This is a genomic window from Niastella vici (assembly GCF_002077945.1).
GTDB classification, from domain to species: Bacteria; Bacteroidota; Bacteroidia; order Chitinophagales; family Chitinophagaceae; genus Niastella; species Niastella vici.
In genome coordinates this window covers 495,057-510,814 of sequence record NZ_LVYD01000058.1, presented here as the reverse complement: position 1 = coordinate 510,814, position 15,758 = coordinate 495,057, and the positions used below count along the sequence as shown (strand labels likewise).

Annotated in this window: 7 protein-coding genes; all 7 read right to left on the bottom strand. The window is 46.3% G+C overall.

Annotated features, from left to right (window positions below; all coding sequences use genetic code 11):
* Positions 1–77: 77 nt before the first annotated feature.
* The 7 genes from A3860_RS25985 to A3860_RS25950 all read right to left on the bottom strand — a co-directional run bounded on the left by A3860_RS25985 (position 78) and on the right by A3860_RS25950 (position 15,574).
* Positions 78–1,904: a RagB/SusD family nutrient uptake outer membrane protein gene (locus A3860_RS25985; RefSeq protein ID WP_081151643.1), complete on the bottom strand. Its 1,827-nt coding sequence runs from the start codon at positions 1,902–1,904 to the stop codon at positions 78–80.
* 33 nt (positions 1,905–1,937) lie between these two features.
* Entirely contained in the window at positions 1,938–5,414 is a 3,477-nt protein-coding gene (locus tag A3860_RS25980; RefSeq protein ID WP_081151640.1) for a TonB-dependent receptor, read from the bottom strand.
* A gap of 460 nt (positions 5,415–5,874) precedes the next feature.
* Positions 5,875–7,032, bottom strand: a complete 1,158-nt coding sequence (locus A3860_RS25970; protein ID WP_081151635.1) for a FecR family protein — start codon at positions 7,030–7,032, stop codon at positions 5,875–5,877.
* A gap of 195 nt (positions 7,033–7,227) precedes the next feature.
* The gene (locus tag A3860_RS25965) at positions 7,228–7,821 is read right to left on the bottom strand and encodes an RNA polymerase sigma factor (RefSeq protein ID WP_081151632.1); all 594 of its coding nucleotides are present in this window, start codon (positions 7,819–7,821) and stop codon (positions 7,228–7,230) included.
* A 224-nt stretch (positions 7,822–8,045) separates the two neighbouring features.
* The gene (locus tag A3860_RS25960) at positions 8,046–13,415 is read right to left on the bottom strand and encodes a carbohydrate-binding domain-containing protein (protein ID WP_081151629.1); all 5,370 of its coding nucleotides are present in this window, start codon (positions 13,413–13,415) and stop codon (positions 8,046–8,048) included.
* 171 nt (positions 13,416–13,586) lie between these two features.
* Complete coding sequence (locus A3860_RS25955; protein WP_081151626.1) at positions 13,587–14,840, bottom strand: FecR family protein; 1,254 nt, start codon at positions 14,838–14,840, stop codon at positions 13,587–13,589.
* Positions 14,841–14,980: 140 nt separating this feature from the next.
* Positions 14,981–15,574 carry an RNA polymerase sigma factor gene (locus tag A3860_RS25950; protein WP_081151623.1) on the bottom strand — a complete coding sequence of 198 codons (594 nt, stop codon included), beginning with the start codon at positions 15,572–15,574 and terminating at the stop codon, positions 14,981–14,983.
* Between the last annotated feature and the right edge of the window lie 184 nt (positions 15,575–15,758).

Below are 15,758 nucleotides of genomic sequence, written 5' to 3'. Positions count from 1 at the left end.
TTGATATCTCCCGATTGGATAGGAGCTTTCAAATTGTGTTTGCTCCTCTCTCTGTCAATTGCCTATTGCCTATTGCTTTAGTAGTCATTATTCTGAACCAGGTTAGGATTTAACTGGATCTGCCTCAATGGCAGCGGGTACAAATAATGTTGTCTTCTGAAATTACGGTTAGCTGCATCATCGATCAATATAGCTTTCAGACCGCCGTAAACGGTAGATACCACTGTTTCGCCATCGCCACTTCCGGCTGTTTTCTCGTAATTCCGCACTATATATTTGCCCGTTGCGCTATCCACGGTGGGGTCTACTTTTGAAGCAACCTTGAATTCGGTTTCATAGGAAGCCCCTCCTACTACCATACCGCATACGCTTTGATTGAGCTCATGTTCTGCAATACCCCAGCGTTTCAGATCGTCGTACCGGAAGCATTCGCCATATAACTCCACGGTGCGCTCGCGCCTGATCTCATCCAGCATATTCAAACCATTGTTGGTGACCAGCGCATTCGTGAGTGGCGCTACCCCGGCCCTTGCGCGTAACTGGTTGATGGAGCTATTCAGATCGGCATCGCTGATGAAGCCGTTCTTTTCCATCAAAGCTTCGGCATAGATCAGGTACACTTCGGCCAGCCGGATCTGTGGATAATCTTGCGATTCCTGATTGCTGGTGCGGTAAGTTGGATAATTGTAAGCGGATAATTTAAAGTTGGTGTAACCCACTTTCCCGTCCAATGTGATCGTTCCTGAATCGGGCGCTTTTTTGTTTCCCAACACATAACTCAGCAAACGGTAATCCCTGTTCTGGTATTCTTTCGACACATTTTTGTAGCCTTTGAACAAACCCGATTTATTTACCGGTAATCCATCTGTGCACAGATACATATCCATCATTTTCCGGTTGGGCAGCCCCTGGTTTTGAACTGTATGCGACAGATTGATACCACCGGGGCGCAGGTTTATGTCGTACATGCTTTTAAGTATAAACTCACTGTTGGTGGTTTTATCGAGCCCTGCCGGGTTACCCCCTGAGCCATCTATACAAAACAGGTAAAAATTGCTTCGGTTGGCAATGGCCGTGTTGCTGTTATAGTTCCATAATTTATAACCGCCATTCTGCATTACATCTTTGGCAAGACTAATTGCTTCAGTCAAAAACTGGTTAACCTGATCGGCGGCCGCACCGCCTGAACCTTTAAAATCGGTAGAGGTGCCGGTGTATTTGCGCCAGGTAGCTTCGTATAGCAGTACCCGTGCCTTAAAGGCTTCTGCTGCCCATTTGCTTACATGCCCTTTTTCGCTGGTTGGAATTGCCTGTTCTGTTGGCAAACCGGCAATGGCTTCTTTTAGATCGGCCAGTATAAAATCAATCACCTCATAACGGCTGTTTCGCGGGGCCTTTAATTCCTCCCCCTCGATGTCGGGTACTGTTGTTACGATGGGAACGCCGCCGAAGCGTTTTAACAGAAAGAAATAATGCCAGGCCCTGAAAAATTTTGCGGCCGCTACGTATTGCTTTATGTCTTCTTTTTTGCCGGAATAGGCATCTGCTTTTTTAAGAATGATATTAATGCTACGGATGTAGGCATAGGGATTCACCCAATATTTATCGTCAAGTGGTACATTCACGGCACCCCGGCCATACTTTACCTGTGCAGCATCGCCAACGAAGGCTGAAATGTCTGAACCGAAGTCCATAAAATCGTAAATACTGCTTCCATCGACCGGCTCCCAGCTGATCATTTTTTCATAAAAATCATTGGTTGCATATTTAAACTGATCGGGGGTATTAAAATAAGTTGCTTCACTTAATCTATCCAAAGGCTTCAGGTCGAGGAAATTTTTCGTGCAGGAACCGGCGCCTATGATCAGGGTACCGATAGCTACCGGAATAATAAAGTTTTTCATTTCAAGAATTTTTACGCTCATCAGATATTAGGATTATAAACCGAGGTTAAGGCCAAATGACCATGTTCTCATAAAGGGATAACCGTCTAATTGAGAATTCGCACCCTGTTCCGGATCGAATCCATCTTTAATGGAGGTAAATTCAAACAGGTCGTTGCCTGAAAAATAAACCCGCACTCTTTCGAGTTTTATTCTCGAGATCATTGATTGCGGCAGCGTATAACCTACGATCAGTGATTTCAGGCGCAGATACCTGTTATTCTGAAGCATGAAATCATTGTGCAGGTAATTCCATCTGGCACGGTCTTTATTCGTAGTGAGCCTTGGGTATTTGGCACCGGTATTTTCGGGCGTCCAGGTATTTCCCAGGAAACTACTGTTTTGATTGGTGTAAATATCCCAGAACGGGTAAGCCAGTGCGCCCGTGCGTTCAATATATTGTTGGCCTACGCCTTGCAGAAATGCTGTGAAATCGATGTTTTTCCATCCGGCGCCCAGTGTAAGTCCGAAGGTGTAATGCGGTGCTGCATCGCCCATGTATTTCACATCTCTTTGATCGATGATGCCATCGCCATTCACATCCCGCTTTCTGGTATCGCCCGCACGAAGCCTTACGTCATCGCTTGCGGCAGGCATTTCTCCCTGTGCGATGGCCGTATATCTATCGTAATACAGGTCAACCATTTTTTGATCGGTCAAAAACCCTCTTGTCGAATACATGAACCAGGAGTTCAGCGGGTGACCTTCCACTGCTGCAACCAATCCCGGATTGTAGGCGGCAGCGCCGTTCAACGCAACCAGTTTGTTGCGGCTGTCGGCTATATTCACAGTTACATTATAACTGAAGTCCCCGATCTTATCGCGCCAGCCCAGCATGGCTTCCCATCCTTTTACATCGAGCACACCATTATTCGTTTGCGGTGCATTGCCCCCTAATACGGCGGGATAAAGTATATTGATCAACATGCCATCATTCCTTTTCTTATAATAATCGAAGCGGGCAGTCAACCTGTTCCTGAGCATGACCGCGTCTATACCCACGTTTATCATTTTCACGCGCTCCCAGGTGCGATCGTTGCTGGTAAGGCCGTTGCGGTTTAACCGCACAGTGGTTTGACTGGTTGCCACGCTGCCAAAGATGGTGTTACCCATAGCGATGTCCGAAATATAATCGTAGTCGCCGATATTGACGTTGTTTCCCATTACGCCATAGCCGCTACGAATTTTCAGGTAATTAAGGTCGGTTATCCCGAGGTCTCTGATGAAATTTTCATTAGTGATCACCCAGCCTGCAGAAACATCATAGAAATTAGACCATTTATTGCCGGGAGCAAAACGGGAAGAGCCATCGCGACGTGCCACCAGCTCCAACAGGTAGGTACCTTTGAAACCATAGTTCAACCGGCCGATATAGGAATATAAGCCCCATTGGTTGCGTCCACCTTTTGCTTCCACATAATCGGTGGGAGCAACATTCAGGTCGTACACCCCATCGGCTCCAATGTTGGTACGGTATCCATACACACTTTTATAATCGTTCTTCTCGGCATTCATACCCGCCATAGCCGTGAAGCGATGGCTGCCAACTGTTTTTGTATAGCGCAATAAACCGGTATAGTTTTGATATAAAGTATTATCTGATTGTGCCCTGATATCAGATTCCGGATTTATATTTTTCTCGGCAATTGCACCATTCCACCGGTACGTGGGAACAGTGAGCCGGTAATTATCCATTCTATACTGGTTTACCTGATAAGAAACAGTACCTTCCACTTCAAGGCCTTTCAACAGCTCGGCAGTAGCCTTGATATCGGTTCTTACCAGATCATTGGACCTGGTATCTCTTCCACCGTCCATGGTGGCTGCCGTAGAGTTTCTGTCACCCACACCAAAGTTGGCATACCACAGACCAAAAGGATTTTTGGCCGGGAATAAAGGCGCATCCCAGGCAATCATTTCAAAACGTAAACCGCTTGAAGGAGAAGATGTGATATCTCTTTGATACGTAACGCCTGTTTGCAGTTTTACTTTTTCAGTAAGCTTATAATCATAATTCAGGCGCAGGTTATATTGTTTCTTGCCATCATATGCTGTGGCCAATGGCCCGCGGTTATCGGCATAAGCGGCAGATAAGCGATAGGAAGTTTTATCGGAAGATCCCGAAACACTCAGGTTATGCTGTTGTGACAGGCGGGTAGCAAACAGTTCATCGTACCGGTTGGCATTACCAATAAATATATCACCCCACTTTGACGTTGAATAGATCCCTTCGATGCCCTGTTGCATTTTTTTCAGGTTATCCATCGATTGCCATCCCCAATAATCAGGCTTTGGATCCTGCGTAATAGCGTCTATCCACATACTGGCGTATTGCTGCATCGTAGTGGCAGGCGTTTTAAGACCTAATGTGTTGATGCGTGCATTGTAACCATAATCAATTTTCGTTTTTCCTTTACCACGTTTGGTAGTAACAAGAATAACGCCGTTGGCGGCGCGGCTACCAAAAATGGCTGCCATACCGTCTTTTAAGACGTTCACCGATTCTATATCATCGGGGTTCATGGTGAAAAATGCATTGGTATTGGCAACAGGAATTCCATCGATAACAATGAGCGGAGAACCTCCATTCACGGAAGTAACGCCGCGGATCTGCATATTCAATTCTTCATTGCCGGGGCGTGAAGAAGTTCTTGTTATGGTAAGTCCGGGTGTGCTGCCCTGCAAGGCCAATGCGGGATTGGATACAGCCCTGCTTTCGAAATTTTTGCTGGTTACCGGTTCCAATGCACCGGTAACTGTTGCCTTCTTTGAGGTGCCATATCCTACTACCACCTGTTCTTCCATGGGCGCCTGTGCAACCGACATTTTTATGGATACTTCGGTTTTATCACCGAGAAAAACCTGTTTATCATCGAACCCAACATATGAAACCACTAATGTAGCGCCGGGCCCTTCTACCATAATTGCGAACGAACCATCGCCCCTGGTCATTACACTATTGAGCTTTCCTTTTTCAGCTACGTTGGCGTTTGCCAGGGGCGCGCCGGTTTCATTAAGCACCACACCAGTGATCTTTACCGGTGGCGGTGGTGCCGTTTCAACCTTTACCGGTTTTTCAACAGTAACAACCGGTACGGCGGGCACGTGGCTTTCTTTTACCACTACTATATTGTTATTAATAATAGTGTAGGAAAGCGGCTGGTTCCTGAAACAAATATCCAGCACCTGTTGAACAGATGCGTTTTTGACATTTACGTTTACCTTACCGGCTTTTTGCAATAATACTTCCCGGTATACAAACGTATAGCCTGTTTGCTTTTTAATTTCCTTAAAGACCTGCTTTAGTGAGATGTTCTCTCCCGACAGGGTAACCTTTTGGGAGTACACGCCTGCCGTAAGGTGCAAACAGGTGGCTAATAGAAAAATGGTCAGGTAATTCATTACGATCAGTTCTTTTCGCCCCACCTTTATTTTCCGCAAATAGCGGTGGAGGCAATGACTTAAATACATAAATTTGGATTTACCCCCCGGCTTCGCAGGCCGGGGGCTGGGGTTAAACAATAAGGATATCAGCTTCTCTATTGCATTAACCTGAATTCAACAGAACCGCACCGATCGCCTTCGGGGCGGTTTTTTATTCAGGGTAATCAAACTCGTTGATGGGGTGATCGCACACATTTTCCAACGAAACCGTTTTCGTACAGGTACACGACAAACCGTGCGCACTACGTTAAACAGTCGCCAGTACATTAGTTATTCACCGGTCAATATTTTATGAAAGGATCGTCTTGTGGCTGCAACAGGCATGAAATATCCGCAGCCCAAACCGGGTAATGTTGTTTGGAGATCGTACCCAATAGCGGGGTACGGAGCCCATGCCGGGCATGGAGCCTTGTTACATAGGTTGCTGAATGGCCGTGCTTACAGTTTACACGGTTGGTCTCAAATAGGTATTGCATATAATAGGGGGTTACTTTACTATAACCTTTCTCCCCTGGATGCTGAATTTCGCGCTGCCAGATTCCTCCAGTATCTTCAACACATCTGACAGCCTGGTGTTCCTTGAAATTTCAACAAACATGGGGTCATTTTTCACAGTGTTTCTTTTATATATAACGTCTACATCATACCACCTTGCAATCTGCCGCATTACCGTTTTAAAATCGGCATTTTCAAAGTGAAACAATCCGTTCTTCCATGCTACTACATCTTCTGTCTGAACTGGGATAGGTTGGGATAAATGGGATGAATGGGACAGGGATACCTGCTCTCCTGGCTTAAGTATTGCCCGCTGGCCATTCATCGTTGATGTCCTTACCTTCCCTTCAAGCAGCGTGGTTTTAATGGCGCTTTCGTCCTCGTAGGCATTTATATTGAAATGCGTTCCCAACACTTCCACCTGCATATCCCCTTTTTCTACTATAAAAGGCATTTTGCCATTGTGCACCACTTCAAAATATGCCTCCCCCGTGATCTGCACTCTTCTTTCATTACCCGAAAATGTTACGGGATAACGGATAGAAGATTCAGCATTCAACCATACCTTACTGCCATCAGGCAAAACAAGCTGGTATTGTCCACTCCGCGGTGTTGCCAGTATGTTATATGATAAGGCGGCATCTTCATTATTCCCTTCCTGTGAATACACCAGTTGACCATCACTGGGCTTGAGCACCTTTGCATTCTCCTGTTGCGCAACCATGCCAATTGATGCATCATCCAAATTTATGGTTGCCCCATTTGCCAGCGTAAGCACTGCTTTATTGCCACCGGGGGCTACATCATTTTTTAGTACACCGGTGTTTGCAACCGTTGTTGCGACGGGCCGTTTATTATATAAATAAATTACGGCCCCGGTTAATATTACCAGCATAGCAGCGGCGGCCCACAAGGTCCGGTTGCCACGCATATGGCGAACCGGAGATGCCGGAACGTCAGCTGCAGACATCTGCTGCATTAACCATTGTTCACCAGTATCCTGAAATGATTCCTGTTCTCCTTCCGCCCATTCCAGCTCTCCTGTTTTGATCAATTCCTGATACCATGATTCAATAAGCTGCACTTCAGCAGCGGAACATTCTCCCCTACTGTATTTTCTTAAAAGCTCCGTTGCCAATGGTTCGTTCATAATCTTTTTATAAAAATTCGGGCAACGTATATATAGTCCCGCAAAAGCAGCCGGGGGGGTAAAAAAAATAAATATTTTTTTTCCAGGGGTACAGAACGTGGGTATACGCTACCCTGACAAGGGATTACAACGCGTTAAATCACATGGCAAATGTGAAATATACTTTTCTGCGATACAAACAATGCTGGCATCAAATTACCACAGCCATTGAATCAGCAACACTGCAAAAGCCGGGGCGTTTTGACCAATAGCTGTTTTAATGAGCAGTAAAGCGTGTTGAATATGCTTTTTTACTGTTTCATCGGAGATCCCCAGGCGTTCGGCAATTTCTTTATGGCTAAGATGATGTTGCCGGCTGAGTTGGTATACTTCGCGCATTTTATGCGGCATTTGATCAACGGCCGATTGTATGGCAGTTTGTAATTCCTTTATATGTAATTGAGATTCCACATCAGGAGGTTGGTAACTCACCAACATTTCGGTTAACAGAATGAGATAGTCGCGCCGGGTAATATTCTTTTCAACATATTTAATAACCCTGTACCTCACACTGGTTTGCAGGTACGCGGCAAGCGAGCTGGTTATACTTAGCTCATCGCGCCGGTTCCAGATCGATAAAAAAACATCCTGCACCAGATCTGCAGCATCCGTCTTGGAGCGAAGCGCCCTTGCAGCCGTTGTAAATAACAATTGCCAGTAACGGCGGTAAAGCATGGTAAACGCTGCTTTATCTCCGTCGGCAATCAGCGAGAGTAGTGTTTCATCTGTATGAACCAGGGTTGCTTCCAAGTATAGGTTATCAATGGCAGTAAAAGTAATACAAAAAATTTTAATAGGAACGGATAGTCTATCTATAAAATAGAGATAAACAAAATTTAAACTAACAATACCGTCAGGCCCAGTGCTTTTTACTATACAGGGATACACTTAATTCTTCGACTTCGCTCCCAACAAAAAAGCCCCGGCGTTATGCCGGGGCTTATATTTGTCTGCTTAACAGTTTACTAAACTGTTTACTGAATTATTATCAGCTTGCTTACACAGCGTCCATTTATCTTCAGGATATAAATTCCGGTCTTCAACATTTTGTCGAGCTGCACTTCAATAACACCGGTATTTTGTGCTATCAGTTTTTGATAAACCGTTTTGCCTGCCAGGTCGGTCAGTTCTAATTGAATTTGCCTGTCGAGCAGGTAATCTGGTGTTTTAACAATAAACCGTCCATTGATCACCGGGTTCGGATAAGCAACGATGTCTTCAACAGCATCTTCTTCATTGCAATAGCCCAGTTTGTCACCATGTTTCAAATGGGCAGCTATAGAAGAAGAAGCTATGCAAACGCTATGTCCGTTATGGCAGATCGTTACCTTGTTCTCCCAATCGTTACCACATTCAATATTTACCAGCTCAATTTTGATGGATGCTGTGGTCTGGCATCCTTTGGCATCCGTGACAGACACCGTATAAGTACCGGCAGCCGTAACAATAATAGACTGCGTTGTTTTACCGGTATTCCATTTGTAAGTATATGGAGCTGTTCCACCCGCAGGCTGGGCAGCAATAGTCAGCGACGAAGATCCATAGCCAACATAAATGGTATTTTTTTCGGTTGCCGTTTGGCTAACAGCGTATACATCAGGAATAGTGGCAGTTAAAGCAACGGGGTTGGTATCATCACAATCTGAGTTGTTTGACACACCACAAGCTACAGGCGTACCGGCACCCAGGCCATCGCCGTCTGAATCGGTATACAGCAATTTAGTGTCATCGCAATCTGCATTATTGGTTGCATAACCATATGGTGCGGTGGAGGCGCACAACATAGCCGTTACCGATGAACCGAAACCATCGTGGTCGGCATCAACATAATACAATACCGGGTGGTGAACAGTAGAATCGTTGTCGTTACAATCGGTGCTATCGGTTGCAAAGCCGGTTGGTGCGGTGGAAGCGCACAGCATGATAGCTGTTGACGAACCGGAACCATCGTGGTCAGCATCAACGTAATACAATACCGGGTGGTGAACAGTTGCATCATCGTCGCTGCAATCTGTGCTATCGGTTGAATAACCGGCCGGTGTTTCATTTTGTGCAAATAACACCGCAGCGCCTGCACCATAGCCATCGGCATCTGCATCAATATAAAAAGCTTTGTTGATGGTCAGTTGCCTTGAAACACTGCCGGCCGGCAAATAATACACATCGCCATTTTGTGTAGCAGTAATGGTAACAATACCTGCTTTTACAATATGCACTTTACCGTTTACAATGGTAGCTACAGAAGTATCAGCGCTTGTATAGGTAACCGGTAATTGTGAGCTGCTGGTAGCGCCTGCATCAAAATCAGCTGCATCGATCATCACGGGTTGCAGTGAATCGAATGCAATGGTTTGGGATCCGGCATTCAACAAATTAAATACGGGGAAACTGGTTACACCGGTATAGCTTACCTGCCAGTTGGTGCCAGTGGCAGCCGCTGGTGTGCTCAGGGTGTCGAGTACAATTGATGAATTTGCCAAACGCATGGCTGCGGCTGCATTACATTGCGCATTGGCGTCGGTGGCATTGTAACCGAATGTAATATCAGTTGCAGACGCACTGGCCGGTTGAATGTTCCAGCTTCTGTTGATGGCATGGCTTTCATAAGAAGTGCCTACGCTGAGATTACCTTTTTTCACATTCGCGGTGAATACAGTACCCGCGGCCGGTTTTACTGTCACCGGATTATAAGTGTCAGCAGTACCAATCCATAAAGGAGTAGCCACATTGGCATTGGTGAGGCGGGTTAAAGTGCCCGACTGGTTATCGCCCTTGATGGCAAACCATTGTGTTGGGGCCCCACCACCTACAAATTGCAGACCGGTTGGTTTTACCGAATAAGTACCGGTTGAAATAACGGTGATGCTGGTAACCACTCCATTCGTAAGGTTGGCAACAGCATAGGTGGGCGCCAGGTTGGCCGACAATGTACCGCCGGTGAAATACACAGCGGGAGCAGTTGCATATCCTGAACCTCCATTACCAACAAAAGTATAGGTGCCCACAACGGGGTTATTGCCGCTAAATGTTACACCGCCCAGTGCTGTTGCCACCGCAGCAGCTCCGGTGAAGTTACTGGTGTTTATACTTTGCCCGCTGGTGGCGGTATTTAAATTAAGTGCTGAAGCAGCACCATCCACAATACCGGTATCACCAATGTTGATGTTGATCTTTTGCCCGTCGAGGAAACGGAATAAACGTACGGTAGAACCGAGCTTTAATTTTCCGTTCACATTTACGGTCAGTTCATTGGTACTACTAAGCTGGTTTGCTACCAGGTTAAATTGTGCATTGGAACAATCGAGTGTACCATTGATATTATAGATCATGCTGCCACCGGTGTTGGCGGAAGCCGACCAGCCATACCCGGTTCCATACTGGCCATGAAAAGCGCCCTGATTGCTGCTTCCGTTAATGGTAACTGTTTTACCGGCATTAATGGTAAGGGTCTTCGCGCCCGTTCCATTATTTCCGTTCTGCAAGGTGAGGCTGCTGACCATTGAACCTGCGTAGTTACGCACTTCCATATCAACATCGACCACTATAGTTTGGGCCGAGCTTTGTCCGGAGTTGGGTGAGAACCGGGCAATATTCACCACACCATTACCGGTAAAGGTGGTAGTACCTGTACCGCTTACAAATACCCTTATGCCTGAACCAACTGTAGTAACTGCAGAACCTGCAGGCGCACCCAGGCGGCCATTGACAGAAAGTGTTGTTGCTTTATTGGTGATCAAACTGAATACACTTCCTGCCGGTGCAGTGGTAGAAGCGAGCACACCGGTATTGGTGATTGAAAAATCGTTCACTGTAAGCGTGTTCGACATGGTATGGGTACCATCAACTACATACAGGCCCGAAACAGTAAGGGCAACCTGTTGTAACAGGGTGCCTCCATTGAATACTGTGCAGTTTTTTGCGACGCCGGCCGTTGTTGCCAGCGTGACCGTGTGCCCCGATAGAATATGCACATTGGTATTACTGGTGGGAGCCGTTGTGGTGGTGCCACTGTAGCCCCCGTTTCCGTCGGAAATATTCCAGGTACCTCCATTCCAGTTCATATTGCCCGATGATACATAATCACCGGCGGCGATACCCGTAACGGTGAGTGTTTGTGAAACATTGGCCGCTGCTGCATAAGTATCATTCCCGGCCTGTGAAGCGGTAATGCTGGACACCCCGGATGCTATAATATGAATTTTGCCATCAACAATTGTAGCCACACCCGTATTGGAACTGGTATAGGTAACCGGTAATCCCGAGCTGGCGGTTGCGCCTGCATCAAAATCGGCATCGCCCATTTTTTTGGTAGGCAGCACGCCAAAATTTATGGTTTGCGCATCGAGGCTACCGATATAGCTGAGTGAGAAACTATTGATGTTAAATGCATTGCTGGCGCCGGAAATAAATACGCGCATGCTTTGTACGCCGGCCTGCAGGGTGAAAGCAGAACCCACCGTAATATCGCGCCAGTCCTGTGCACCGTTTGAGTATACGCTTCCGAACGGAATCGCAAACGGGCCGGTCTTATCAGTTCCATCAAATTCAACCCGCATGGCGCCATTGGCCGCAGTTGCCGCATATCGCATTTTTAATTTGTACGTACCTGCTGTGGGTACGGCAATAGTATAATTGATCCATTCGCCGTTTTCCAGGGCAGTCAGGTTATAACCGCCTTCTGAACAGGTCTCGATGTCTACTGCTTCTGCGGTCCTGTACTGACCACCCGTATTTGCGGCGGTATTGTCGTTATACACTTTGCCCTGTCCATCGAGAGTAAAGTGGTCAAAGTTTTCCGCTTCGATCTTTCCGGGCGCCATATTCATTTTATAAACAGGCTGGCCGTTTACAAACTGAACCGGATCACCGGGACAGTTCGTTGCTCTGCGGAAAGTCAATCCACCCCAGCCGGGGAAATCAACCTGGAAACCCTGGCCTTCCAATCCACTTTCCCTGGTTGAAATGTCGAATACACGTTGCAACCATTTATACCGGTCGGGGCTTAACCCAACGCGATCACGGTAATGCGCCAGCGTCATTTCATGGAAAGGATATTCGCTGAATTTAAAATTCACTCCGCGCAGCAGCTTGGTAAACTCCTTTTCTGAATAAGGATTTATTTTCTTCGAGAACCAGCGGCCGGTGCGGTCGCGCCGCTGAATGAACTCACCGTTCTCTACAGTAGGTTCCCAGGGCGTTGGCTGATCGGGGAAAGAATAATTGAGCGATGCATTGTAGCGCATGCCGAATTCTATACCCAGTAATGGCCGGTAATCTAAAAAACTATACATATCATCGCCCTGGTTCCAGGCCATTTCACACAAGGTATTTATAATAGCAACCGCAGTGATGGTATGCGACTGGTCGCGGGAAGCTTCCTGCGGCTGGCCGTTTTCCCAGATATAATTTCCTATAGGTTCATTAAAACCATAGTCGGGGGTTGAACCACCTAAAGCAGTTAAAGAATATTCATCATAATAATCGTAGGTATTAGAAGGCGAAGCAGATGTTGTATTCGGTCCGGAAGGATAGGGCAGATCATCAGAACGGTGCGGCAACCCCTTCATATAGCGAAGGGCCCGGTCGTACATGATCTCATTATCCATAAAAATACCCATGGCCATAATTCCACGCATCGCAAAATGGCCCTGGTTTCCATGACGGCCCGGATCGCCATTGTACATGTACCAGTAAAAGGTGGCGTCTTCGGAGTTAATGGCGGCGGTTGGTTCTACCGTGGTGGAATAACCGGGGTACACCAGCATCGCCTTGAACTTATTGATGTCTGATTGCAACCAACCTGTATACGTACTTTTAATGATCTCGGCGCCTTCCAGCATTTTCCAGATCACGCGGCCGGCATCGAGCGCCTTGGTACCATTTGATTCAATATGGGTAAGGTTTACCCAGGCATTGAAGATCTGGACGCATTTTTTCGCATGCCGTTCATCGCCCGTGATATACCACATGATTGAATTATAGTAGGCCGCCAATGCATCGTACTTGAATTTCTCGTAATTGTAACCTGCAATACTAGAAGGTTCTACCAGGCGGGTAACGCTGGCATCGCCCTGCACCACATAATTGTAGCTGGCATATTGGTTTTGGGATAGATTCTGGAAAGAAGTTTTCCAGGGTTCCTTACCGGCCTGCACATTATATTTCATCCTTTCCAGGTCTGAAAGCTTATGGCTGATACCCGGATGCGCGAAAGTTCTTTGCGCAGCAACATTTTGATTGAAAGCGATCATCAACAGCAAACCATACAGCGTTTGCAGGATGATCTTCCTTTTCATCCATTTATACAGTGCATGGTATGGAAAGGTGTGTGTAAAAATTTTCATAGAATTCCTGACTGTTTTAATTAGGGTAATCGATCTACGGGTTGGGTACCCGGCCTTTAAAATGAGCAGAAGCCGGGTTAGGGTTTAGGGCATTTTTGTTACAGGTTTTTCATATAATCAGTTTAGGTTTTAAAAAAATATGGATCGGTTATTTTCCGGAATAATTATCATTTATTGTACAATGATCTTTTTGTTCTCAATGCTGTAACGGGCGCCGCCGGCGAGGTTAAGCACTTTCAACACATCGGAGAGATTGGTATGGCGCGACACTTCAAAAAACAAGGGATCGTCAGTATCGGGGTTTCGCCTGTAAACAACTTCCACATCGTACCAGCGGGATAATTGCCGCATCACCGTTTTTATATCAGCATTTTCAAAATGAAAGACGCCATTCTTCCAGGCCATTACCGCATCTGTCTGAACCGGGATGGGTTGGGATAAATGGGATGACCGGTCCCGATAGCTATCGGGATGCGATATTGACACCTGCTCCCCTGGTTTCAATATAGCTGATGCCTCATCTTTCGTAACCTTTACTTTTCCTTCCAGCAAGGTTGTTTTTATGGCTTTTTCGTCGTTGTAGGCATTCACATTAAAGTGAGTTCCCAGTACTTCAATACGGCCACCAACAGTTCCGCGGCCAGTTGCGGGGAGAATATCAACAACAAAAGGCACACGCTTTCTTCCATCGGCGCTTAACAGTTTAGCTACTTCAAAGTAAGCCTCACCGGTAATCTGTACCTTTCTTTCTTTTGCATCAAATACGGTTGGGTATGTTATGGAAGAAGCAGCGTTCAACCATACCTGGGTGCCATCAGGCAGTACAACCGTATATTCACCGCCTTTGGGCGTTGACAAAGTATTGAACGCTATTTCAACAGATGAGTTTGCCGGCTGGTCATCAGCCGTTGTGTACTTCAATTCGCCATTTTTCAGCTTTATTACCGCCGCATTTCCTTCATGGGCAACAACTCCGTTTGCCGCGTTATCCAATACGATCGTTGATCTGTTTGACAACGTCAGGAGGGCTTTATTGCCTCCGGGAGCCACATCACCGTTGGTGGTAAGTGTCGCTACCTGCTTATTTGACGTACGCGTTACCAGTAACCAGCCGGCAACCGTAACCAATAGAAGCACTACAGCGGTGGTGGCTATGCGGCCAAAAGATATTTTTCGCAGGCGCCCGGTTTCCAAGGGAACCACCGGCGCTTCATCGGCCTCAAAGATCGCCTGCAATACAGCCTGGGCCGTAGCATCGGGCATGGAATGGATGGCGGGCCGTTCTTCGATCATTTTATCGATCACCTGCTGCATCGCTTCGTCATTACCGCCTTCCTGCAACTGGCGCATCAATTCTTCTTTTTCCTCCGGTGTACAGGTTTTGTCAGCATACCTGTTCAATAAATATTCAAGCGATGAAGCCATACACTATGGGGTTCGTGATTTTACACATTTAGTTACACGTACTATAGAGACTATTGTACAAAACCAGTTGGGTGAGTAGGAATGAAAAATTATTTAAAAAAAATATTAGGAAGGAGCTAACTAATGTGACAATCAGCCATTTAATAATGACGCATCAAAATGATGAGGGCGATGGAAACATCGAGCCGGGCCAGGCAATAGGTCCTGATGCTGCGCATGGCCTGCGCCAGGTGAGTTTTTACTGTTTCGGGAGATAAACGGAGGGCGGCAGCGGCTTCTTCTCTTTTATAGCCTTCTTTTTTGATCAGGTTGTACACCTGCCGTTGCTGTTCGGGCAGACGGTCGATGGCAGCCTGCAAAATGCGGGTATACTCATTGTTCAACACCCGGTTCTCGGTATCGTGGTGAAATAAAGGAACATCCTGCATGGCATTCACTTCAATGGCTTCCCTTCGCGCCATGCGCTTCATAGCAGTGAATACATAATTGCGGGTTATGGTAAACAGGTAAGCGCGGAAATGCTCCACTTCATCGAGCGTAGCTCTTTTAACCCAGATCTTCAAAAACACATCCTGTACGATCTCTTCGGCCACGGCAGATGATTCAGTGAGCTCAAAGGCAATGGAATAGATCTTGTTGCGATAGTTATTGTAAACCTGTGTAAAAGCATTTCTATCACCGGCAATAACCAGTTTCAGTAATTCGAGCTCATTATATGGAGACTGGAATGACAAGACGCTTTAAATGTTAAATTAACAGGTTAAATGTGTTTTGTGTTCTTCAATCAACACGGCTAATCTACGGCGTTTCATGTATTATTAAAATAATTTTTTTATTATGTCGCCTTCAAAAGTAAGTAACCTGTTAAAAAACAACAACCTCCCGCATGGAGAGGTTGCTGCATTTTGCCATGAAAAA